Annotated in this window: 25 protein-coding genes; 13 read left to right on the forward strand and 12 right to left on the reverse strand. The window is 61.5% G+C overall.

Going from position 1 to position 22,797, the window contains the following annotated elements:
* Positions 1-44: 44 nt before the first annotated feature.
* From folE to CKW24_RS11350, 4 genes are all read right to left on the reverse strand, one after another.
* Positions 45-590, reverse strand: a complete 546-nt coding sequence (folE, locus tag CKW24_RS11335) for a GTP cyclohydrolase I FolE (protein ID WP_003204506.1) — start codon at positions 588-590, stop codon at positions 45-47.
* 77 nt (positions 591-667) lie between these two features.
* The gene (locus tag CKW24_RS11340) at positions 668-1,225 is read right to left on the reverse strand and encodes a Smr/MutS family protein (RefSeq protein ID WP_095167951.1); all 558 of its coding nucleotides are present in this window, start codon (positions 1,223-1,225) and stop codon (positions 668-670) included.
* A gap of 75 nt (positions 1,226-1,300) precedes the next feature.
* On the reverse strand, positions 1,301-1,621 hold the full coding sequence (locus tag CKW24_RS11345) for a hypothetical protein (RefSeq protein ID WP_095167953.1): 321 nt from the start codon (positions 1,619-1,621) through the stop codon (positions 1,301-1,303).
* Between the two features lie 131 nt (positions 1,622-1,752).
* Entirely contained in the window at positions 1,753-2,343 is a 591-nt protein-coding gene (locus CKW24_RS11350; RefSeq protein WP_095167955.1) for a cysteine hydrolase family protein, read from the reverse strand.
* 239 nt (positions 2,344-2,582) lie between these two features.
* On the opposite strand from CKW24_RS11350, the gene prmB reads away from it, so the two are divergent.
* Positions 2,583-3,491 (forward strand): 50S ribosomal protein L3 N(5)-glutamine methyltransferase, encoded by a 909-nt coding sequence (gene prmB, locus CKW24_RS11355; protein WP_095167957.1) that lies wholly within the window; start codon positions 2,583-2,585, stop codon positions 3,489-3,491.
* A 182-nt stretch (positions 3,492-3,673) separates the two neighbouring features.
* Here the strand turns inward: prmB and CKW24_RS11360 are convergent, their stop codons facing one another.
* On the reverse strand, positions 3,674-4,465 hold the full coding sequence (locus tag CKW24_RS11360; protein WP_095167958.1) for a hypothetical protein: 792 nt from the start codon (positions 4,463-4,465) through the stop codon (positions 3,674-3,676).
* A 99-nt stretch (positions 4,466-4,564) separates the two neighbouring features.
* Positions 4,565-5,575 carry an alpha/beta hydrolase gene (locus CKW24_RS11365; RefSeq protein ID WP_095167960.1) on the reverse strand — a complete coding sequence of 337 codons (1,011 nt, stop codon included), beginning with the start codon at positions 5,573-5,575 and terminating at the stop codon, positions 4,565-4,567.
* 79 nt (positions 5,576-5,654) lie between these two features.
* On the opposite strand from CKW24_RS11365, the gene aroC reads away from it, so the two are divergent.
* The 4 genes from aroC to CKW24_RS11385 all read left to right on the forward strand — a co-directional run bounded on the left by aroC (position 5,655) and on the right by CKW24_RS11385 (position 8,969).
* A complete protein-coding gene (aroC, locus tag CKW24_RS11370; protein ID WP_095167962.1) occupies positions 5,655-6,746 on the forward strand; it encodes a chorismate synthase in 1,092 nt (363 codons plus the stop codon).
* 28 nt (positions 6,747-6,774) lie between these two features.
* Positions 6,775-7,929 carry an MFS transporter gene (locus tag CKW24_RS11375; protein ID WP_177440621.1) on the forward strand — a complete coding sequence of 385 codons (1,155 nt, stop codon included), beginning with the start codon at positions 6,775-6,777 and terminating at the stop codon, positions 7,927-7,929.
* Complete coding sequence (locus tag CKW24_RS11380; protein ID WP_095167964.1) at positions 7,926-8,471, forward strand: acireductone dioxygenase; 546 nt, start codon at positions 7,926-7,928, stop codon at positions 8,469-8,471. Before CKW24_RS11375 ends, CKW24_RS11380 begins: the two co-directional genes overlap by 4 nt.
* Positions 8,472-8,702: 231 nt before the next feature.
* Positions 8,703-8,969, forward strand: a complete 267-nt coding sequence (locus CKW24_RS11385; protein WP_095167966.1) for a helix-turn-helix transcriptional regulator — start codon at positions 8,703-8,705, stop codon at positions 8,967-8,969.
* 62 nt (positions 8,970-9,031) lie between these two features.
* Here the strand turns inward: CKW24_RS11385 and CKW24_RS11390 are convergent, their stop codons facing one another.
* Positions 9,032-9,310, reverse strand: coding sequence for a DUF3509 domain-containing protein (locus CKW24_RS11390; protein WP_095167968.1), 279 nt, complete (start codon positions 9,308-9,310; stop codon positions 9,032-9,034).
* 407 nt (positions 9,311-9,717) lie between these two features.
* Here CKW24_RS11390 and CKW24_RS11395 point away from each other — a divergent pair, with 407 nt between their 5' ends.
* From CKW24_RS11395 to CKW24_RS11415, 5 genes are all read left to right on the forward strand, one after another.
* Positions 9,718-11,556: a long-chain-acyl-CoA synthetase gene (locus CKW24_RS11395; RefSeq protein ID WP_095167970.1), complete on the forward strand. Its 1,839-nt coding sequence runs from the start codon at positions 9,718-9,720 to the stop codon at positions 11,554-11,556.
* A 97-nt stretch (positions 11,557-11,653) separates the two neighbouring features.
* Positions 11,654-12,172: an ankyrin repeat domain-containing protein gene (locus tag CKW24_RS11400; RefSeq protein ID WP_095167972.1), complete on the forward strand. Its 519-nt coding sequence runs from the start codon at positions 11,654-11,656 to the stop codon at positions 12,170-12,172.
* A gap of 90 nt (positions 12,173-12,262) precedes the next feature.
* Complete coding sequence (locus CKW24_RS11405) at positions 12,263-12,793, forward strand: hypothetical protein (RefSeq protein ID WP_095167974.1); 531 nt, start codon at positions 12,263-12,265, stop codon at positions 12,791-12,793.
* Positions 12,794-12,869: 76 nt separating this feature from the next.
* Entirely contained in the window at positions 12,870-13,061 is a 192-nt protein-coding gene (locus CKW24_RS11410) for a PLDc N-terminal domain-containing protein (RefSeq protein ID WP_095167976.1), read from the forward strand.
* Between the two features lie 401 nt (positions 13,062-13,462).
* On the forward strand, positions 13,463-15,556 hold the full coding sequence (locus CKW24_RS11415; RefSeq protein WP_095167978.1) for an LTA synthase family protein: 2,094 nt from the start codon (positions 13,463-13,465) through the stop codon (positions 15,554-15,556).
* Between the two features lie 63 nt (positions 15,557-15,619).
* Here CKW24_RS11415 and CKW24_RS11420 read toward each other — a convergent pair whose 3' ends face one another.
* Positions 15,620-15,772: a DUF3309 family protein gene (locus CKW24_RS11420; RefSeq protein WP_095167980.1), complete on the reverse strand. Its 153-nt coding sequence runs from the start codon at positions 15,770-15,772 to the stop codon at positions 15,620-15,622.
* Positions 15,773-16,058: 286 nt separating this feature from the next.
* Between CKW24_RS11420 and CKW24_RS11425 the strand changes: the two genes are divergently transcribed.
* The 3 genes from CKW24_RS11425 (at position 16,059) to csrA (ending at position 17,599) form a co-directional block, all read left to right on the forward strand.
* Positions 16,059-16,874 carry an SDR family oxidoreductase gene (locus CKW24_RS11425; RefSeq protein WP_095167982.1) on the forward strand — a complete coding sequence of 272 codons (816 nt, stop codon included), beginning with the start codon at positions 16,059-16,061 and terminating at the stop codon, positions 16,872-16,874.
* A 65-nt stretch (positions 16,875-16,939) separates the two neighbouring features.
* Positions 16,940-17,272, forward strand: a complete 333-nt coding sequence (locus CKW24_RS11430) for a YnfA family protein (protein ID WP_095167984.1) — start codon at positions 16,940-16,942, stop codon at positions 17,270-17,272.
* A 141-nt stretch (positions 17,273-17,413) separates the two neighbouring features.
* Entirely contained in the window at positions 17,414-17,599 is a 186-nt protein-coding gene (csrA, locus tag CKW24_RS11435; RefSeq protein ID WP_095167985.1) for a carbon storage regulator CsrA, read from the forward strand.
* A 3-nt stretch (positions 17,600-17,602) separates the two neighbouring features.
* On the opposite strand, the gene CKW24_RS11440 is transcribed toward csrA, so the two are convergent.
* From CKW24_RS11440 to CKW24_RS11455, 4 genes are all read right to left on the reverse strand, one after another.
* On the reverse strand, positions 17,603-17,830 hold the full coding sequence (locus CKW24_RS11440; protein ID WP_095168255.1) for a YheU family protein: 228 nt from the start codon (positions 17,828-17,830) through the stop codon (positions 17,603-17,605).
* Between the two features lie 73 nt (positions 17,831-17,903).
* Entirely contained in the window at positions 17,904-19,091 is a 1,188-nt protein-coding gene (locus CKW24_RS11445; RefSeq protein ID WP_095167987.1) for an osmoprotectant NAGGN system M42 family peptidase, read from the reverse strand.
* A gap of 90 nt (positions 19,092-19,181) precedes the next feature.
* Positions 19,182-20,912, reverse strand: coding sequence for an N-acetylglutaminylglutamine synthetase (ngg, locus tag CKW24_RS11450; protein WP_095167989.1), 1,731 nt, complete (start codon positions 20,910-20,912; stop codon positions 19,182-19,184).
* Positions 20,913-20,915: 3 nt separating this feature from the next.
* Positions 20,916-22,688: an N-acetylglutaminylglutamine amidotransferase gene (locus tag CKW24_RS11455; protein ID WP_095167990.1), complete on the reverse strand. Its 1,773-nt coding sequence runs from the start codon at positions 22,686-22,688 to the stop codon at positions 20,916-20,918.
* Between the last annotated feature and the right edge of the window lie 109 nt (positions 22,689-22,797).

Genomic DNA, 22,797 nt, shown 5'->3' on the forward strand with positions numbered 1-22,797 from the left:
GAAAAAAAACCGGCGATGAACGCCGGTTTTCCGGGTGCCGCGTGTTACTTGATCAGGCTGAGAAACTCGCTGCGGGTGGCCGCATTTTCGCGGAACTCACCGAGCATCACCGAAGTGATCATCGACGAATTCTGTTTCTCCACACCGCGCATCATCATGCACATGTGCTTGGCCTCGATCACCACCGCAACGCCCAGGGCGCCAGTGACTTGCTGCACTGCATCGGCGATCTGGCGACTGAGGTTTTCCTGGATCTGCAGGCGGCGGGCGTACATATCGACGATCCGCGCGACTTTCGATAGGCCCAGTACCTTGCCACTCGGAATGTAGGCGACGTGCGCCTTGCCGATGAAAGGCAGCAGGTGGTGTTCGCACAACGAGTAAAGCTCGATGTCCTTGACCAGTACCATTTCGCTGTTGTCGGAGCTGAACAAGGCACCGTTGGTGACTTCTTCAAGTGTCTGTTCATAACCGCGGCAAAGGTACTGCATGGCTTTGGCGGCACGCTTTGGCGTGTCGAGCAGGCCCTCGCGGGACACGTCCTCGCCCAGTTGGCCGAGAATCGCGGTGTAATTCTGTTCCAGGGACATGAAACTACCTGTGGGATTTTACGCAAAGGGCAAGGGTACGGTGGCGGACACGGCGCTGCAAGCGTGACGCGTCAGCTTTACTCGTCGCGGCCTTCCATCATGGTTCGTTTGAGCATCACATACACCGCACCGGCGCCGCCGTGCTTGGCCTGGCAGGAGGTAAAGCCCAGGACCTGTGAATGCTGGCGCAGCCAGGTGTTGACGTGGCTTTTGATCATCGGGCGCTTGCCGTCCAGGCGCACGGCCTTGCCGTGGGTCACGCGCACGCAGCGGATTTCGAATTTTGTCGCTTCGGCGAGAAATGCCCAGAGCGTCTCGCGGGCCTTTTCCACGTTCATGCCGTGCAGGTCGAGGCTGCCTTCGAACGGGATCTGCCCGATCTTGAGCTTGCGCATCTGGCTTTCCTGGACCCCGTCACGTGCCCACATCAACTCGTCTTCCGGACCGACATCGATCACGAATTGGTCGGACAGGCCGTCCACAGCCGCCACGTCGGTACGAATGGTCGCTGCCTGGCGCAGCTTGGCAATTTGCGCGCGGTCAGCCTTGGGCTTGCCGGTTTCGGCGCGGTCGTGCTTGATCGGTTTGACACCTTGGATCGCACTTTTGAACAGGGAAAAATCGTCGTCTTGCATGTCAGCCTCCGCGAAGGGCGGCCAGTTTACCCAAGTCGAGGTGAATCGGGCGCGGCAAAACGCGTCGCGCGCGACTCAGTCATGCTTTTTCATCAAATGCGGGGCCATGTTCAGCTCGCGAGGTTGACGCATGCGGCGGCGACAGCGACGCCAGAACGCGACACCCAGGTAGAGCAGCAACAGGCCAATCGCCAGAATGATCGCCGAGCCCAGCGGGCTGGCGTTCAGTTCACCCAGTGCGGGCGGACGACCAAGCAGGCTGGCAGCACCGGCCATTGCCAGCAGCACACCGAGGGTGGCGAGCAGGGCGGCGAATGCAGCGCCGAAACGATAACGCCAGTTGCGTTGCCCTTTGGGGCGCAAGCGGCGAGCGTCAAATCCATCGGATATCTTCATTCCGACCTTCCTCAATGGGTATCGGCCCTTCGACCGGGAGTTGACCGGGTTGTTCCTGAGGCTAAGGCAAATAGAGGAAATGAGAGTCTTTTGCGGATGAGCGGCGATGATCGCCGCTCATCCGCGGGCGATCAGATCAGGTCCCGGGTCTGGGCGAGGGTGGCGAAGTTGTCAGCCATGATCGCCATTTCGGTCTGCTGGACGTGCTCGGCAGTCAGTACGCCGCCCTTGTAGGGCAGGTCCCGGGTGGCGCAGGCGTCTTCGACCAGGGTGCAGCGAAAGCCCAGGTTCTTGGCCGCACGCACGGTGGTACTGACGCTGGAGTGACTCATGAAGCCGCAGACGATCAGGTCCAGGGAGCCAAGGTCCTGCAGGCGTTTTTCCAGGGGCGTGCCGTGGAACGCGCTGGGCAGCAACTTGCCGATGAGGGTTTCGTCGCTCAGGGGTTCGAGGCCGGGTATGAACTCACCGCGCTCGCCCTGGGGGTCGAACAGGCCGCCGACGGTGCCCAGGTGATGCACATGGACAATCGGTCGCCCCGCGGCCCGGGCCGCTGCGAGCAGTTGCTGGATGTTGGCCACGGCCTCTGCCATGCCGGTCAGGGCCAGCGGGCCGCTGAGGTATTCTTTTTGTGCATCGATGATCACCAGTGTCGCGTGGGCCAGATTGGCTGGCGCGTAACCACGACCGCTGAGTTGAAACATCGTCTTTGGAACGGACATTCTGGGGCTCCTTCGAGTGGGGCTTTTGCGACATTGTCCTCTGGCTGAGCGCTTCTGTGAATCGCTACCATCGTAGGCACCGTCGTTGCTGGGCTGCAGCCTCTCAAGAGCTGACCGGATGTTCAACCAAAAGCTGAAAAACCGGATAAATCCTACATTTGCCCAGGGGTTTTTTCATTGATCGTCGGGGCAGGTTTAGGCTGTTAGAATCCCCGGTCGTTTTTTCAGGAGTTTACCCCGTGATCACTTCCCGTCTGCGCACTTTGCGCGACCATATTCGTTGGGCTGTCAGCCGTTTTCATGGGGAGGATCTGTTTTTCGGCCATGGGACCGACAACGCCTGGGATGAAGCCCGTCAACTGGTGCTGGGAGCGTTGCACCTGCCTTGGGAAATCGCCGACAGCTACCTGGACTGCGCGCTCGAAGACGACGAACTGGTCAACCTGCAGCGGTTGCTCAAGCGCCGTATCGAAGACCGCATTCCCACTGCCTACCTGCTGGGCGAGGCCTGGTTCTGCGGCATGTCGTTCATTGTCGATGAGCGCGTGTTGATCCCGCGTTCACCGATTGGCGAGCTGATCGAAAAACGCTTCACTCCCTGGCTGGACAGCGAGCCGGCGCGCATTCTCGACCTGTGCACCGGTTCCGGTTGCATCGGCATCGCCTGTGCCTATGAGTTCCAGGACGCTGAAGTGGTGCTGGCGGACTTGTCGTTCGAAGCCCTTGAGGTGGCCAACCAGAATATCGAGCGCCATGGCGTCGATGAGCGGGTGTACACGGTCCAGGGCGACGGATTCGACGGTTTGCCTGGCCAGCGTTTCGACCTGATCGTGTCCAATCCACCGTACGTGGATGCCGAAGACTTTGCCGATATGCCGGACGAGTTCCAGCACGAGCCCGAGTTGGGCCTGGCCTGTGGCGAAGACGGTCTGAACCTGGTGCGGCGCATGCTCGCGCAGGCGGCCGATCACCTGAACGAGAAAGGCTTGCTGATTGTCGAGGTGGGCAACAGCCAGGTACACGTCGAGGCGCTGTACCCGGAAGTCGATTTCGCCTGGCTGGAGTTCGAACGCGGCGGCCACGGCGTGTTCATGCTCAGCGCCGAGCAATGCCGTGAACACCAGGCACTGTTTGCATCACGGGCCTGATCCATCCTTCGCGAGCAAGCTCGCTCCCACGGGTTGTTACGAATCCTTGTAGGAGCGAGCGCCCGCTTGCGGCGCCCGCTTGCGGCCTGCTCGCGATGGTCTGCAGAGCGCCGCGCATACCCTGAATGTGCGCGTTGACGTTCTTCGCGGGCAAGCCTTGGTCCTACAGAAGTTGGCGGTGGTCAGCGGTGTGTGGCGATCCAGATCAGCAAACCGGCCTGGAACACTGAAAACGCCACCAGGCAGGTAATGGTGAAGCGCAAGCCGGTTTCTTCGCGTTTGAATTTGCTGACGGTTTCTTCCTGCTTTTGCAGTTTGACTTCCTGTTCAGCCAGGTTCTGCTCGGCTTGCTGCAACATCTGCGCGGCTTCGAGGATTTCCACGAACTGCAGCTTCTCGGTGTTCCAGTCGCCCAGCAGGTCACCGACCTTGCCGGCCTTGACGCTGCCTTTCAAATGCTGGGCGTCGGCGTAGACCACGTCAAAACCGTGCACCCGCAAAAAATGGTCGCGGCGCAGGCGCGTGTCTTCGACCAAGGCATCCTTGTTGCTCAGGTCCATCGCATCAAAGCTGTAGCTCGCCCACTTTTTCTTCGCCCAGGTAATGCCTTGGGCCGCGAGAAAACGCCCGATGCCGCGGTTCATTGGTTCTATCTGCACACCGCTGTCGGGGCCGAAGTGCACGCGCCGCTGTTCGTGGTCGACCCAGACGTCCAGGTGGTTCTGCTCCTTGCGCACCCGCTGGCCCGGCAACGTGATGCTCATGCGCAACAGGCTGCGCTCCTTGTTGTTACGCTCGGCATAGCCGAACTCGACAAAGCGCAACGGCCGGCCCCCGGTGCTGCGATCGGTTTTCAGCGGCGCCAGGCGCAGCATCCGCCGGTGCTCGGCCGCAACGTCCGCCCACGGCTGTTCCGCCGCTTCGGGGGCCGTCGTGTCGGGCGTGGTGTCGGGTGATTTGTGGGTATCAGTCATAACGGCGAGATCCTGTCCAAGCGCTGCTTGTCGACAGACAATGGGCTGTCGACACTGGCTTATCGGCCGAATTGCGCAGGACTGGAGGGTAAAACCGGGCTAACTTCGAGCAATTGCATCAATAAAGCCGAGGATCCGGGTGCCGAGTTCTGCCGCCAGTGGCAGTTGCGGATCCTTGTAGGACGCCACCTGGCGCTTGATGTCGTTGGGCACGATGCGCATCACGTGGTTCATGCCCTCGATCACCACCAACTGGGCGTCGGGCTTGGCAGCCTTGAGCATTTGCGCATCCCCGACACCGACCTGCATGTCATTGCTGCCCTGGACGATCAGCGCGGGCATGTGCAGGCGGGCGAATGCGGCGGCCGGGTCCTGGCGGAACAGGCTGATCAAGTAGGGTTGCACGCTGGGGCGGAAGATCACTTGCAGCGCCGGCGGCACATTGCTGTCCACCTGACCGGCCTTGAGGCTGTCCAGCAGTTCATTGCTGCGCAGCAGCAACTGGGGCGGCAGGCGGTGGCTCAACTGTTGGCGCAACACCTGATCCACCGGTCGTGCGCTGCCGGACAGGGAAATCAGGCCGGCGGCGTCCACCTGGGGAGCGGCAAGGGTGGCTACCAGTGCCCCTTCACTGTGCCCCAATAGAATCAGCGGCCCCAGGCGCGGGTCACTTTTGAGTTGCTTGCCCCAGGCCACGGCGTCGGCCACGTAGGCCTCCAGGCTCAGGTTGCGCTCGTCCGGGGTGGCCGCCAGGCTCGCCGCCACGCCGCGCTTGTCGTAGCGCACGCTGGCGATATTGTGTTTGGCCAGCACCCAGGCCAGGCGCTTGAGGCTATCGTTGTTGCCGCCCTCTGGGTTATTGCCGTTGCGGTCGGTGGGGCCCGAGCCGGAAATGATCAGGACCACCGGCACCGGGGCGTCGGACTTGGGCAGCAGCATCGAGCCAAACAGCTCGCCGCTGCCGGTATCCAGGCTGACCGGGCGTTGCAGGACCGTGGCCTGCGCGATATTGCACAGCAGGCCGGTAATCAGGGTAAGGCTCAAGGCTATAACTCGCAGCATCATCACGCCATCATTCACAAGGTGTCGGTTGGACTCGCAGACACCCATAAGGTTCGAGGATGAACTACTGGGTGAGCCTGCGTATACTGGCGCGCACTTAGTTCAGCGATTTCACGGAGCGCCCTGCATGTCCGGCAATACCTACGGCAAGCTGTTCACTGTCACCACCGCGGGCGAAAGCCATGGTCCGGCGTTGGTCGCCATTGTCGACGGCTGCCCGCCGGGTCTTGAGTTGTCCCTGGACGACCTGCAGCGCGATCTCGACCGACGCAAGCCAGGCACCAGCCGCCACACCACCCAGCGCCAGGAAGCCGACGAGGTGGAAATCCTCTCCGGCGTGTTCGAAGGCCGGACCACTGGCTGTGCCATTGGCCTGCTGATCCGCAACACCGACCAGAAGTCCAAGGACTACTCGGCGATCAAGGATCTGTTCCGCCCGGCCCACGCCGACTACACCTACCACCACAAATACGGCGAACGCGATTACCGTGGCGGCGGTCGCAGTTCTGCGCGCGAAACTGCCATGCGCGTGGCGGCCGGGGCGATTGCGAAAAAGTACCTGGCGACCCAGGGCATCGTGATTCGCGGCTACATGAGCCAGTTGGGCCCGATCGAAATCCCGTTCAAGAGCTGGGACTCGGTGGAGCAAAATGCGTTTTTCAGCGCCGACCCGGACAAGGTGCCGGAACTTGAGGCCTACATGGATCAACTGCGCCGCGACCAGGACTCGGTCGGCGCCAAGATCACCGTGGTCGCCGAAGGCGTGAAGCCAGGCCTGGGTGAGCCGATCTTCGACCGCCTCGATGCCGAACTGGCCCATGCGCTGATGAGCATCAACGCGGTCAAGGGCGTGGAAATCGGCGCCGGGTTCGCCAGCGTCGCCCAGCGCGGTACCGAACACCGCGACGAGATGACCCCACAAGGGTTCCTCAGCAACAACGCCGGCGGCATCCTCGGTGGCATTTCTTCCGGCCAGCCGATCGTTGCCCACCTGGCGCTCAAGCCAACGTCGAGCATCACCACCCCGGGCCGTTCGATCGATGTCCACGGCAACCCGGTGGACGTGATCACCAAGGGCCGTCACGACCCCTGCGTCGGCATCCGCGCCACGCCGATTGCCGAAGCGATGATGGCCATTGTGTTGATGGACCACCTGCTGCGCCATCGCGGGCAAAACGCCGACGTGCGCGTCAGCACCCCGGTGTTGGGCCAGCTGTGAAGCCGGGCCCTGACGTCGCCGCGGTCTGATGGCCGTGGCGGTGCTCCCGTACTGGCGGCTTTCCAGCTTTTATCTGTTTTATTTCGCCTTGCTCGGTTCGACAGCGCCTTTTTTGGCGCTGTACTTCGATCACCTGGGGTTTTCGCCTGCGCGTATCGGCGAGCTGGTAGCGATCCCGATGCTGATGCGCTGCATCGCGCCCAATATCTGGGGCTGGCTGGGTGACTACACTGGCCGGCGCCTGGCCATTGTGCGTTTTGGCGCGGTCTGTACGCTGCTGACGTTCTGCCTGATCTTCGTCAGCAAGAGTTACGCCTGGCTGGCAATGGTCATGGCCCTGCACGCGTTTTTCTGGCACGCGGTGCTACCGCAGTTCGAAGTGATCACCCTCGCGCACCTGCAAGGCCAGGCTTCGCGCTACAGCCAGATCCGCCTGTGGGGTTCGATCGGCTTCATTATCGCGGTGGTTGCACTGGGGCGGCTGTTCGAATGGTTGAGTCTGGACATCTACCCAGTAACCCTGGTGGTGATCATGGCAGGGATCATCATCAGCAGCCTGTGGGTGCCCAACGCCCAGCCTGCGCCCGGCAACCGCTTGGCCGGAGAGGGTTTCGTCAAGCAGTTGCGCAATCCGGGGGTACTGGCATTTTATGCCTGCGTGGGCCTGATGCAGCTCAGCCACGGGCCGTACTACACCTTCCTGACCCTGCACCTGGAGCGCCTGGGCTACAGCCGTGGAGTGATCGGCATGCTCTGGGCCGTGGGAGTGGTCGCCGAAGTCCTGATGTTCCTGTTCATGAGCTGGATCCTGGCGCGGTTTTCAGTGCGCCGAGTGCTGCTGGCCAGTTTCCTGCTGGCCGCCTTGCGCTGGCTGCTGCTGGGGTCGTTCGCCGAGTTTCTCTGGGTGCTGTTGTTTGCGCAGGTCCTGCACGCGGCCACCTTTGGCAGCTTTCACGCCGCGGCCATTCATTTTGTCCAACGCAGTTTCGGCCCGCGCCAGCAGGGGCAGGGCCAGGCGCTCTACGCGGCGCTGGCCGGCACCGGTGGTGCACTGGGGGCTTTGTACGCCGGCTACAGCTGGAATGCCCTGGGCGCCACCTTCACCTTTAGTATTGCAAGCCTCGCCGCGCTGGCTGCAGCCGTTATCATTGCCACACGCATGCAAGAGGAGTTGCCGAAATGAGCAGCCTGTCGGTTTACCACGTTTCAAGCCCGGACCTGCCGAACAAGGTCCTGACCCACTTCGACGACATCAGCGCGACCCTGGCCGAACAGGGTGTCAGATTCGACCGTTGGCAGGCGGCGGCAAAGCTTCAGCCGGGCGCCAGCGATGAAGAGCTGGTGGCCGCCTATCAGGGGCCGATCGATCAACTGATGACCGAGCGTGGATACCTTGGGGTGCAGGTCATCAGTGTCAGCAGCGAGCAGCAACAACCCGCCGAACCGCCTGCCGAGCTCCTCGAAGAGCAGCATTTTGACGAGGACCTGGTACGGTTGTTTGTTGCCGGACGTGGCCAGTTCAACCTGCATATCGGCGATTATGTGTACGCCGTACTCTGCGAGAAAAACGACCTGATCCTGCTGCCTGCCGGTACTCGGCACTGGTTCGACAAGGGCGAGCGACCGCACTTCGTGGCCATCGGCCTGTTCAGCACTGCTGTGGAACCGCTGCCCCGCATCACCCCAGGTGACTTCGCCGGGCACTTCCCGCGGCTGGAAGATTAAACTGCCGACCGGATACGCGACAGGCGATTAAACGCTGGCGCAGTGCGTCATCCGGGCTTTCCTTGTGCTGTGCGTAGGACGTTGCCTATTGCTGAGTCAGTGAAGACTGATTCAGCGTTCATGCGCTTGTTTAATCCGCCCTCTATGTAACTCTTTCTTTCTGACACTCAACCACTGGCCCGGACGATCACCGTTCGAGTTCAGGCATGGACGATCACCAGGAGAAAGGTAATGGACAGCGCAACGGGTGACGCCGGGCCGGAGGTCAAGCCAGTCAAACGCCGACGCCCGGATCGGGCAGGCAAGCCGCTGAGCGAGAAGGAACTGGAGATCTTGCACTGGGCCAAGCGCGGCAAGACCGTTTGGGAAATCAGTGTGATTCGCTCGATCTCCCAGGCCACGGTGAAATTTCACCTGGCCAATATCTACGCCAAGCTGCAGGTCAGCAACCGTGCACAAGCGGTGGGGGAGGCGGCCAGACGCGGTATGTTGCGCTGAAAAAAGGGCCACCTGACTGGGTGTCAGGTGGCCCAAGGAAATCTGCTAGCAACCCGCTTCGATTACATCGAGTGATAGGTCGGCAGGGCAAAGCGCTGTTGGCTCTGCAGCATGGAAATTTGCGGTAATTCACTGGCCTGTTCCGCCAGGTCGCGACGAATAGCGCTGATCACCCAGGACAGTTGATCGCCAGCATGCAGTTGGGCGTAGGAAATCGAGCGCTTGAAGACTTTGCCTTCACTGCTGCGCAAGGTCAGCAGAATGCCGCCATCCGGGCGTGCCTGGGTGGTGACGTCGAAGTTGGAGAACAGCGAAGTGAATTTTTCTTGGATCAGGCTCATGTCTATCAGCTCCGTGTGCACATGAATGGCAAGCATGGAGGGGTAGTTGCAGTGATTGTGCCAGTATCGTTATCTAAAAAAATACTTATAAATCAATTATATACGAAAAAGTGAATTTTTCGGATTCGTGCATTCTGCATGAATGGCCATCGTGCATCCTGCATTTTGCGAGATTGCACGGCCGTTTGCGGGCCCACCTGCCGGCAGTGGCAGTGGGCGAGGGCCGGATACAAAACATTTCAAAAACCGCGTGTACAGCGACAGAACCCCTGGCGTACTTTTTTGCCGTTAAGCAGAGGTTTTCCGTTGTGTCTCATACAGGGATGAAGTTGCCCGAACACCTCGATTGCATGTTCGCCCGACAATAACAATACAGGCCCGCCGCAGAGGGCCGAACGGGAGCAACCATGAGCAGCACGCACCACGACACTATTACCTGGAGCATGATGCTCCGTAAGTTGCCGTCGATCGTCAAAGCCCTGCCCCGGGTGGTCAAGGGCCTCAAGGTGGCCAATGTCAAACAGCCGGACCAGCCTTGTGGCCTGGCGTTCACCTTCGAACAGGCGACAGTTCGTAACCCTGATGGCCCCGCCTTGCTGCACGGCAGCGTGTCGCTGACTTATGCACAGGTCAACCAGTGGGCCAACCGTATCGCTCATCACCTGTTGGCCCAGGGCATCGGCAAGGGCGACGTGGTCGGGGTGTTCATCGAGAACCGTCCTGAACTGCTGGTCACGGTGCTGGCGGTGGCCAAGGTCGGCGCCGTCAGCGCCATGCTCAATACTTCGCAAACCCACCAGGCGCTGCTGCACAGTGTCAACCTGGTCAAGCCGGCGGCCATTGTTGTCGGTGGAGAGTTGGTCCAGGCCTATTCGGCGATTCGCCAGCAGGTCGCCATCGATGACTGCCGCACCTGGTGGGTGGCTGACCAGGATTGCTCTCGGCATCACGGCGAGGCACCAGAGGGCTTGCGCAACCTGATGGCCGAGAGTGCCGATTGCGCAAGCGACAACCCGCCCAGCAGTCAGCAGGTGTTTCTCGATGACCCGTGCTTCTACATCTATACCTCCGGCACCACCGGGTTACCCAAGGCAGGGGTCTTCAAACACGGTCGCTGGATGCGCAGCAGCGCCAGCTTCGGCATGATCGCCCTGGATATGAGCCCGGACGATGTCGTCTATTGCACCTTGCCGCTGTACCACGCGACGGGCCTGTGCGTGTGCTGGGGCTCAGCCATCTGCGGCGCCTCGGGTTTCGCCATTCGGCGCAAGTTCAGCGCCAGCCAGTTCTGGAACGATGTGCGTAAGTACCAGGCTACAACCATCGGTTACGTGGGTGAGTTGTGCCGCTACCTGATCGACCAGACGCCGGCCACTAACGACCGGGATCACGCAGTCGTGAAGATGATTGGCAACGGCTTGCGCCCCGGCGTGTGGAGCGAGTTCAAGGGGCGTTTTGCGGTCAATCACATCTGTGAACTGTATGCCGCCAGTGACGGCAACATAGGTTTCAGCAACATCCTCAACTTCGATAACACCATCGGTTTTTCGCTGATGTCCTGGGAGTTGGTGGAGTACGCCCACGACAGCGGTGCGCCGCTACGCAACAGCAACGGCTTCATGCAGAAAGTCGGCAAGGGCCGGCAAGGCCTGTTGCTGGCGAAGATTGACGACAAGGCTCCGCTTGACGGCTATACCGACCCGCAAAAGACCGAAAAAGTGGTGCTGCACGATGTGTTCGAGAAGGGCGACCGTTACTTCAATACTGGTGACTTGCTGCGCAACATCGGTTTTGGTCACGCCCAGTTCGTCGACCGGTTGGGCGACACCTATCGCTGGAAGGGCGAGAACGTGTCCACCACCGAAGTCGAGAACATCCTCTTGCAACACCCGCATATTGCCGAGGCGGTGGCCTATGGCGTGGAGATCAGCAACACCAACGGGCGTGCCGGCATGGCGGCGATCACCCCGGCCGAATCCCTGGCGACCCTGGATTTCAGTGAGCTGCTGAGGTTCGCCCGCGAGCAGATGCCGGCCTATGCGGTACCGTTGTTCCTGCGGGTCAAAGTCAAGATGGAAACCACTGGCACCTTCAAGTACCAGAAGACCCGACTCAAGGACGAAGCTTTCGACCCCGGCAAAACCGGCGACGATCCGATCTATGCCTGGCTGCCCGGTTCAGACACTTACGTGCAGATCACCGAACAGGTACTGGCGGATATCCATGGCGGCAAGTTCCGTTATTGATTGTGGCTATGGTGGCATGAGAGAAAAAAGGGGTGACAGGGGGCAGGCCGCTTGCGGACACTAGCGGCCTATCGATTGACCGAATGTGGAGTCACCCATGTCAGACCAACCCCGCCAGATGACCCCGGAAGAAGCCGCCGAGTTTGCCGAGCAGGTTTTCAACAAGGCCCGTGAAGGCGATGCGGCGATGCTCGCGGCGCTGTTGAGCAAGGGTTTGCCGCCGAACCTGCGCAATCACAAGGGCGACACCCTGTTGATGCTGGCGGCTTACCACGGGCATGTCGATGCGGTGAAAGTGCTGCTGGAGCACAAGGCCGACCCGCAGATTCGCAACGACAACGGCCAGAGCCCGATTGCCGGGGCGGCGTTCAAGGGTGACCTGGCGGTGGTGGCGGCACTGGTCGATGGCGGGGCGGAGATCGAAGGTTCGTCCTTCGATGGCCGGACCGCGTTGATGATGGCCGCGATGTTCAACCGCACAGCCATCGTCGACTACTTGATTGGCAAGGGCGCAGATCCCAAGGCCAAGGACGCCAACGGCATCACCGCGCTGGACGCGGCCAAGACCATGGGCGCGGTGGATACCACGGCGCAGTTGGAGAAGATCCTTGGCTGATAGCCGGGTGGGCCGCAAGCTTCGCTGAATAATTACCGCCAAATACGCTATCCTTCGCGGCCGAAAATCTCCCTCGCTACAGGATCTGCCATGAAAGCCGCACTCATCGAACTCATCAGTAAAATCAGCTCCGGCTGCATGAGCGACGCGCAAATCGTGCAGATCGCCGATGAGGCGGCGCAGGCGTACGCCGACCCGGAGGCGTTCCTGGCGGCCAATCCGGACATCAACTACGACGACACTTTCCCGATTGCATTGGGCGAGTGGGTGGTAGTTGGCAGCCTGCCGGACACCGTGCTGTTCCAGGCTGACACCTATATGGACCTGTTCGAGCAGATCGTTGCGTCGTTCGGCCCCGGTGTGGCGTTCAACATCAAGCCCAAGCAACTGGCCAAGACCGAGGCGCTGACCGCGCTCAACCGGATCCAGATCCAGATGGGCAGCATGAACCCGGAAAACGGCGGTTACACGCTGCTCAACTTCAGCCAGTTGCTCGACGACGAAATCCAGCTCGTGCTGGTGTATGGCAACGACGTGGCACGGGTGCTGGAGTTGTGTGCCGAAGTCGGGATCAATGCGGCGCCGTCCCTGGAAGCGCTCAAGGTAGCCGTACACGTTTAACTCACGGCAATAAAAGGGAACCCTCCCGGGAGCCGGCTATCCTAAGGGGGGAATGCCTTCTATTGGGAGCAACACCATGGGTTCTACCTTTAATGGCCTGGTTGGCCTGATTATCCTGGCGCTGGATATCTGGGCGATCATCAACGTGCTCAAGAGCGGCGCGCAAACCGGGATGAAAATCGTCTGGATACTGCTGATCCTCTTGTTGCCGGTACTGGGCCTGATCATCTGGGCCATTGCCGGGCCACGGGGCAACGTGCGCCTATAGCCCCCATCAACAACCGTAGCAGCTGTCGAGCCCGCGAGGCTGCGTCAACGGCCGCAGGACGTTCATCCGGATTGGCAAGATAGCCGGGGGGCGCTGCGCAACCCAACGCAGCCTTCGGTAGCTGCTACAGGACCAGGTTAGCTCGCAGCCTTTTTTGTGTTTCCAGATATGCGTTGCACGAAATTTTCACAACCGCTCCAAGACAATTCGCCCGCTTGTTTTTCATCCCCGGTTTTCGCCCCGCCAGTGCTTGCGAGTAATAAATGGCAATGCCGTGGGTGATCGTGCAACATTTGTGCTCCGCGCAAGGTCCCGGCCATTTCCCCCAAGTCATGGCAATAAGAAAGCCTGGGCGCCGCTACTTCTTTGTAACTTCAACTTCCAATGGGTCCTAAAACGACATGGCAAACACGGACGCCCTGAATCAGCAGCGAGCCTCGAATCGCTTGCTGCAACCGACCGTCAAATCCCATCTGGCGTACACGCTACTCTGCGCCCTGGTCATGATGGTGATGCTCTCCCTGCTGCGCCTGGCGTTGCTGGTGTACAACCGGGAGATGATTCTTGACACACCGGCCTCGACTTTCCTCGAAGCTTTCGCCAACGGCCTGCGTTTCGACCTGCGTCTGGTGATCTACCTCAGCATCCCGCTGTTGCTGTCGCTGTTCAGCGTCCGGGCGATGGCCGCCCGTGGCCTGTTCCGGTTCTGGCTGACGGTGGTGTCGAGCATCGCGCTGTTCCTCGGCCTGATGGAGATGGACTTCTACCGCGAGTTCCACCAGCGCCTCAACGGCCTGGTCTTCCAGTACGTGAAGGAAGACCCGAAGACCGTGATGAGCATGCTCTGGTACGGGTTCCCGGTGGTGCGCTACCTGCTGGCCTGGGTGGTCGGCACCTGGCTGCTGAGCCTGGCGTTCAAGGGCGCTGACCGTGCTACCCGGCCGCGTGGCCCGTTCAGTGGCGGCAATGTCGGCACCCGTCAAGTGGCGCCGTGGTACACCCGCGTTGCCGTGTTCATGGTGTGCCTGCTGATCTGCGTAGCGGCCGCCCGTGGCACCCTGCGTCAAGGCCCGCCGATGCGCTGGGGTGACGTGTACACCACCGACTCGAACTTCGCCAACCAGTTGGGCCTCAACGGCACCCTGCAACTGGTGGCCGCGGCGAAAAGCCGAATGTCCGAAGACCGCGACAACATCTGGAAAGCCACCCTGCCGCAGCCTGAGGCGCAGCAGATCGTGCGCGACATGCTGGTCATGCCGGACGAGAAGCTGGTGGATGCCGACAGCGCCGCCGTGCGCCGGGATTTCCTGCCGCCTGCCGACAAGACCCTGCCGATCAAGAACGTCGTCGTGATCCTGATGGAAAGCATGGCCGGTCACTCGGTCGGTGCGCTGGGCGCGCCGGGCAACATCACCCCGTACCTGGACAAACTGTCCAAGGAAGGCCTGCTGTTCGACCGTTTCTTCTCCAACGGCACCCACACCCACCAAGGTATGTTCGCCACCATGGCGTGCTTCCCTAACCTGCCAGGCTTTGAATACCTGATGCAGACCCCGGAAGGCAGCCACAAGCTGTCCGGCCTGCCGCAGCTGCTCAGTGCACGCAAGTTCGACGACGTGTATGTCTACAACGGTGACTTTGCCTGGGACAACCAGTCGGGTTTCTTCAGCAACCAGGGCATGACCAACTTTGTCGGCCGCAACGACTTCGTCAACCCGGTGTTCTCCGACCCAACCTGGGGCGTGTCCGACCAGGACATGTTCGACCGTGGCCTGGTAGAGCTCAAGGCGCGTGAAAACGGCAAGCCGTTCTATGCCTTGCTGCAAACCCTGTCCAACCACACCCCATACGCGTTGCCGACTCCTTTGCCGGTGGAGCCGGTCACCGGTCGTGGCAGCCTCAACGAACACTTGACCGCCATGCGCTACTCCGACTGGGCACTGGGGCAGTTCTTCGAGAAGGCCCGCAAGGAGCCTTACTTCAAGGAAACCCTGTTTGTCATCGTTGGCGACCATGGGTTTGGCAACGAACGGCAGATCACCGAAATGGACCTGGGCCGCTTCAACGTGCCGATGCTGATGATCGCGCCGGGTATCCAGGAAAAGTTCGGTACCCTGGATCACACCGTGGGGACTCAGGTCGACATCGTGCCGACCATCATGGGCCGCCTGGGCGGCGAAACGCGTCACCAGTGCTGGGGGCGTGACCTGCTCAACCTGCCGCAGGGCGACACCGGCTTTGGCGTGATCAAGCCTTCGGGTAGCGAGCAGACTACGGCGATCATCACCCAGGACCAGATCCTGGTGCTGCCGAAGGAAAAGGACATGGCGCCGAAGATGTACCAGTACCAACTGGGCGCCAATCCACGTGCCGAGATCATCCCGGACGCACCGCGTACCGCTGAGATGAAGCAGAAACTGGAAGCCTTCCTGCAGACGGCAACCAAAAGCCTGATCGATAACACCGCTGGTGTAGTAGACGGCACGCCGGACTAAGGCCTGGCGTAATACAAAAAAGAGGCCCGCTCGGGCCTCTTTTTTTTGCCTGCAGTTTTTGTCTTAGATCCTGCCGAGCAACAGCAATACCAGCAGCACCACGACCACCACGCCGATCACCCCAGATGGCCCATAGCCCCAACTTCTGGAGTGGGGGAACACCGGCAGACCACCGATCAACAGCAGAATCAGGATAACCAGAAGAATCGTGCCCATGTCGAATTCCTTATTGGAGAGTTATTGAACGTCGCATTGGTTGAATAACAGGCCCGACTGCAATAAATCCGAGCGGCTTAATATTTCCGACTGTGGCCGGCGCGAGAAAATTCAATGTTTCTTTACTGCTATTGGCTTGCCGGTTTATTTCCTTTATCAACCCCCGCGAGGGGGCTGCGCTGTGGTTCGGTTTGCCTGGGGCATTCAGCGCTTTGATGGTCATGGGTGTAGGAAATTCCTTCGCTACACTGCGAGCATCTTTCCCAGAACAACAAGGCAACTTCCTATGCAAAATCGCATGATGATCACTGGCGCCGGGTCCGGCCTGGGTCGCGAAATCGCTCTGCGCTGGGCTCGTGAAGGTTGGCAGTTGGCCTTGTCGGACGTCAGCGAGCCCGGCCTGCAGGAAACCCTCAAGCTAGTCCGCGAGGCCGGCGGTGATGGCTTTGTGCAGCGCTGTGATGTGCGCGACTACAGCCAGTTGACGGCCTTTGCCCAGGCCTGTGAGGTCAAGTTCGGCGGCATCGACGTGATCGTCAACAACGCTGGGGTCGCCTCAGGTGGCTTCTTCAGCGAGTTGTCGCTGGAAGACTGGGACTGGCAGATCGCAATCAACCTGATGGGCGTGGTCAAGGGCTGCAAGGCATTTCTGCCGCTGCTGGAGCAAAGCAAGGGCAAGATCATCAACATCGCTTCGATGGCGGCACTGATGCAGGGGCCGGCCATGAGCAACTACAACGTGGCCAAGGCCGGCGTGGTGGCGCTGTCCGAGAGCCTGTTGATCGAGTTGGCGCAACAGGAGATCGGCGTGCACGTGGTCTGCCCGTCGTTCTTCCAGACCAACCTGCTCGACTCATTCCGCGGCCCGACCCCGGCCATGAAGGCCCAAGTCGGCAAGTTGCTGGAGAGCTCGCCAATTACCGCCAGCGATATCGCCGACTACATCTACCAGCACGTCGCGGCTGGCGAGTTCATGATCCTGCCCCATGAACAGGGGCGCATGGCCTGGGCACTGAAGCAGAAGAATCCGCAATTGCTGTACAACGAAATGACCGTCATGGCCGACAAGATGCGCGCCAAGGCCCGGCAAAACGCTAGCTGAACTTGCGACTCAGAGGCGCGATGGTTAGGGTTGCCGCATTCTGGCAACCCTGACGAGATGTGCCCATGCTCAACTACCTGTGGTTCTTCCTCGCGGCGCTGTTTGAAATCGCCGGTTGCTACGCCTTCTGGATGTGGCTGCGCCAGGACAAAAGCGCCTGGTGGATGGTCCCGGCGCTGCTCAGCCTGACGCTGTTTGCCCTGCTGTTGACCAAGGTCGAGGCGACCTACGCCGGGCGTGCCTATGCCGCTTATGGCGGGATCTACATCGTTGCCTCGATCGCCTGGCTGGGGCTGGTCGAGCGGGTGCGCCCGTTGAGTTCGGACTGGTTGGGGGTAGCCCTGTGTGTGCTGGGGGCGAGCATTATTCTGTTTGGCCCACGCTTCACGTCGACCTGAGTCATTTGGCGGGTATTGCAGGGGATGTCTGTAGGGTAATTCGATCTGGCGTGTAGGAAGGGGCTATTTTCCTGGCGCTGTCTTGAAGCTCCGGAGTTCGCCGGCCATCTTCAGGGCTCGGTAACCTCAAGGACTAGAGCCATGCTTGTACTCAGCCGCGTTGTCGGTGAATTGATCTCCATTGGCGACACCATCACCGTGCGTGTTCTCGACGTCAGCGGTGGCAATGTGCGGTTCGGCGTCGAAGCCCCGCGGCACGTCAATGTCCACCGTTGTGAAGTCTACGAACGCATCCAGGCCAAGCGTGCCCGGGAAATGCGCGACTAAGGCTCAGTCGAACAGGTGCTTGGGCACATCGTGCTTGAGCATCAACTGGCACTGCTCGCTCTCGGGGTCGAAGACAATCAGGGCCTGGCCTTTGCTCAGGGCATTGCGCACCCGCAGAACCCGAGTCTGCAGCGGTGTGTCGTCGCCGTTGTCGGTGCCGTCGCGGGTGACAAAGTCTTCGATCAGGCGGGTCAGGGTGTCGACTTCAAGTTGGTCGTGGGGAATCAGCATGGCTACCTCGGTCATCAATGCGCCGATCCTACGGCGCTTCGCGCAGCAGGACCAGTGCAAAGTGGCCCGGGTCCTAGGACGAACGTTGCCCTACCAGGCTGTCCACCGAGGGCACGCGGGTATCGCTTTCCATCTGTGCATCGTGTTCCAGTTGATGGCTGAAGCGATCCAGTGAGCCTTTGGCCGGTTGGGCGTCGCTGGCAAATACCGGCGGGCTGAGGATGTAGGCACCCAGCAAGCGGCTCAAGGCGGCGAGGCTGTCGATATGGGTGCGCTCGTAGCCGTGGGTGGCGTCGCAACCGAATGCCAGCAGGGCGGTGCGGATGTCATGGCCGGCGGTGACCGCCGAGTGGGCGTCGCTGAAGTAATAGCGGAACAGATCGCGGCGCACCGGCAATTCATGCTCGCTGGCCAGCCGCAACAGGTGGCGCGAGAGGTGGTAGTCATAGGGCCCGCCGGAATCCTGCATCGCCACACTGACCGCGTGCTCGCTGGAGTGCTGACCCGGGGCGACCGGCGCAATGTCGATGCCGACAAATTCACTGACATCCCAGGGCAATGCCGCCGCCGCGCCACTGCCGGTTTCCTCGGTGATGGTGAACAGCGGATGACAGTCGATCATCAAGGGTTCGCCGCTGTCGACAATGGCTTTGAGCGCGGCCAGCAGGGCGGCCACGCCGGCCTTGTCGTCCAGGTGCCGGGCACTGATGTGGCCGCTCTCGGTGAATTCCGGCAAGGGATCGAAGGCGACAAAGTCGCCGATGCTCACGCCCAGCGAATCGCAATCGGCCCGGGTGGCGCAATAGGCATCCAGGCGCAGTTCGACGTGATCCCAACTCACCGGCAGTTCGTCGACCGCGGTGTTGAACGCATGCCCCGAGGCCATTAACGGCAGCACGCTGCCCCGTATCACGCCGTTGTCGGTGAACAGGCTGACGCGGCTGCCTTCGGCAAAACGGCTGGACCAGCAGCCCACCGGGGCGAGGGTCAGGCGACCGTTGTCCTTTACCGCGCGCACGCTGGCACCGATGGTGTCGAGGTGCGCGGAGACGGCGCGATCGGGGCTGTTTTTCTTGCCCTTGAGCGTGGCGCGAATGGTGCCACGGCGGGTCAGCTCAAAGGGGATGCCCAGTTCTTCAAGACGCTCGGCGACGTAGCGCACGATGGTGTCGGTGAAACCGGTCGGGCTGGGAATGGCGAGCATCTCCAGGAGGACTTTCTGCAGGTAGGCGAGATCGGGTTCGGGAATTTTACGGGTCATGGGAATTCCTTGAATTGACTTGAGTCGCGAGCGGCAAGCGGCAAGCCTCAAGAGCTAACGCGCTCAGGCGTGACTCGCCGCTCGCAGCTGTCAGCTATGCGGAAACAACAGATCCACAAACCGCTCGGCCACCGGTTGTGGTTCGTGATTGGCCAGGCCGGCACGTTCATTGGCTTCGATGAACACGTAGTCCGGCTGATCGGCGGCCGGCACCATCAGGTCCAGGCCTACCACCGGAATATCCAGTGCCCGCGCCGCGCGCACGGCGGCATCGACCAGGGTGGGATGCAGCATCTCGGTGACATCTTCCAGGGTGCCGCCGGTGTGCAGGTTGGCTGTACGCCGCACACACAGGCGCTCGCCCGCGGGCAGGATGCTGCTGTAGGTAAAGCCGGCGGCCTGCAGCGTGCGCTCGGTTTCGTGGTCCAGGGGGATTTTGCTTTCGCCGTCGGTGGCGGCCTGGCGTCGGCGGCTCTGGGCCTGGATCAAGGCGTCGATCGTGTGCTGGCCATCGCCGATGATCTGCGCCGGGCGGCGGATGGCGGCCGCGACCACCTCGAAGCCGATCACCAGAATGCGCAGATCGAGGCCTTGGTGGAAACTTTCCAGCAACACCCGGGAGTCGAAGCGGCGGGCGTCGTCGATGGCCTGTTGCAGCTCGTCGATGCTCTGCAAGTCCACTGCCACCCCTTGGCCCTGTTCACCGTCCAGGGGTTTGACCACTACCCGGCGGTGTTCGTCGAGAAACGCCAGGTTGTCGTCGGCGTTGCCCGCCAGTTGCTGGGCCGGCAGATTCAGCCCGGCGGCCTTGAGCACCTTGTGGGTCAGGCTCTTGTCCTGGCACAGGCTCATGCTGATGGCGCTGGTCAGGTCGCTGAGGGATTCGCGGCAACGCACCCGGCGCCCGCCATGGCTGAGGGTGAACATGCCGGCCTGGGCATCGTCGACCTGCACATCGATGCCGCGCCGGTGGGCTTCATCGACGATGATCCGCGCATAAGGATTGAAATCGGCCTGGGGCCCCGGGCCGAGAAACAGCGACTGGTTGATGCCATTCTTGCGCTTGATGGCGAAGGTCGTCAGCGTGCGAAACCCCAGCTTGGTATAGAGCTGCTTGGCTTGACGGTTGTCGTGCAAAACCGAGAGATCGAGGTAGCTCAGGCCACGGCTCATGAAGTGTTCGATCAGGTGGCGTACCAGCACTTCGCCAACCCCGGGCCGTGTGCACTGCGGGTCGACCGCCAGGCACCACAGGCTGCTGCCGTGTTCGGGGTCGGCGAAGGCCTTGTCATGGTTGAGGCCCATGACGCTGCCGATCACCGCGCCGCTGTCTTCATCTTCGGCCAGCCAGTAGACCGGGCCACCGTGATGCCGGGGCGTCAGGCGCTGCGGGTCGATGGGCAGCATGGAGCGGGCCTGGTACAACTGGTTGATGGCGTGCCAGTCGGCGTCGCTCTGCGCCCGGCGAATGCGGAAGCCGCGAAAGACCCGGGTTGCCTGGCGGTAGTCGCTGAACCACAGGCGCAGGGTGTCGGAGGGGTCGAGAAACAGCTGCGCCGGCTCCAGGCCCAACACTTGCTGGGGCGCGGCCACGTACAGGGCAATGTCGCGCTCGCCCGGTTCTTCATGGGCCAGTTCCCGGGCCAGGCTCGCCGCGTCGGGGAAGGTATGGCCGATCAGCAACCGGCCCCAGCCGCAATGCACGGCAATCGGCTCGCCCGCGTCGCTGCCGTCTTCGGCGAAACGCGCTTGCAGGCGTTCATAGGACGGTGCCTGGCCGCGCAGCAAGCGCTGGTTCAGCGCTGTGGCGTGAGGTTTCATCAGTCAGATTCCTTGTTCGCTGAGCCATAGGTTCAGCGCTGCCAGTTGCCACAGTTTGGAGCCGCGCAACGGGGTCAACTGGCCTTGCGGGTCGGTGAGCAGGCGGTCGAGCATCGCCGGCTTGAACAGTCCACGGTCTTGGCTGGGATCCAGCAGCAGTTCGCGCACCCAGTCCAGGGTCGCACCTTGCAGATGCTTGAGGCCGGGAACTGGGAAATAACCCTTCTTGCGGTCGATCACCTCGCCGGGGATCACCAGGCGCGCAGCTTCCTTGAGCACCTGCTTGCCGCCGTCCGGCAGTTTGAATTTGCCCGGTACCCGCGCTGACAATTCCACCAGGCGGTAGTCGAGAAACGGCGTACGCGCCTCCAGGCCCCAGGCCATGGTCATGTTATCCACACGCTTGACCGGGTCGTCGACCAGCATCACCGTACTGTCCAGGCGCAGCGCTTTATCCACAGGTGCGGCGGCGCCGGGCTGGGCGAAATGTGCCCGCACGAAGTCGCCGGCGGCGTCATGCTCGGTCAGCCATTGCGGTTGCACGGTGGCGGCGTAGTCGTCGTAGCTGCGGTCGAAGAAGGCCTCGCGATAGGCCGCATAGGGGTCGCTGGCGCCATCGACCTGCGGGTACCAGTGGTAGCCGGCAAACAGTTCATCCGCACCCTGGCCGCTTTGCACCACTTTGCAGTGCTTGGCCACTTCCCGGGACAGCAGGTAGAAGGCGATGCAGTCGTGGCTGACCATCGGCTCGCTCATCGCGCGGAACGCGGCGGGCAGTTGCTCGATGATTTCCTTCTCGTCGATGCGCAGTTGGTGATGGCGGGTGCCATAGTGCTTGGCGATCAGGTCCGAGTATTGGAACTCGTCACCCCGTTCGCCGCCCGCGTCCTGAAAACCGATAGAGAAGGTCGACAGGTCTTGCACACCGACTTCGCGCAGCAGCCCCACCAGCAGGCTGGAGTCGACGCCGCCGGACAGCAGCACGCCGACATCCACCGCCGCGCGCTGACGAATCGCCACCGCGTCACGGGTACTCTGCAGCACCCGGTCACGCCAGTCTTCCAGGGTCAGGTCGAGTTCGTCGGCGCGGGGTCCGTAGGGCAGCGTCCACCAGGTTTGCTGTTCGGTGCTGCCGTCAGCCTCGATACGCATCCAGGTCGCCGGCGGCAGTTTTTCGATGCCTGCCAGCAAGGTGCGGGGCGCCGGGACCACAGCGTGGAAGTTCAGGTAGTGGTTGAGCGCCACCGGGTCGAGGATCGGGTTGATGTCGCCGCCCTTGAGCAGGGCAGGCAAAGTCGAGGCGAAGCGCAGGCGCTGGCCGGTGCGCGACAGGTACAAGGGTTTCACGCCGAGGCGGTCACGGGCGATGAACAGGCGTTGGCTGTCGCGCTCCCAGATGGCGAAGGCAAACATGCCGTTGAGGCGGGGCAGCAGGTCTGCGCCCCAGGCGTGATAGCCCTTGAGCAACACTTCGGTGTCACCGCCGGAATAGAAGCCGTAACCGAGGCTTTCCAGCTCGGCGCGCAATTCGGGGAAGTTGTAGATCGCGCCGTTGAAGGCCAGGGACAGGCCCAGTTGACTGTCGACCATCGGCTGCGCCGAGCCGTCCGACAGGTCCATGATTTTCAGCCGTCGATGGCCCAGGGCGATCGGTCCCTGGCTGTGAAAACCCCAGGCGTCGGGGCCACGAGGCGCCAGGTGATGGGTGATTCGCTCAATGGCGGCCAGGTCGGCCGGTTGATGATCAAAACGTAACTCGCCAGCTAATCCGCACATAAATTCCTTACCGGTTTTTCCGTTGGGGAGGGTCAATCTCGAACCCGCCGGAAGTGGCGGGTACTCAGAAACTGACCTGCTGCGGTGCTGTGAGTTTTAGATCGATCGC

This window comes from Pseudomonas sp. Irchel 3H3, assembly GCF_900187635.1.
GTDB lineage: Bacteria > Pseudomonadota > Gammaproteobacteria > Pseudomonadales > Pseudomonadaceae > Aquipseudomonas.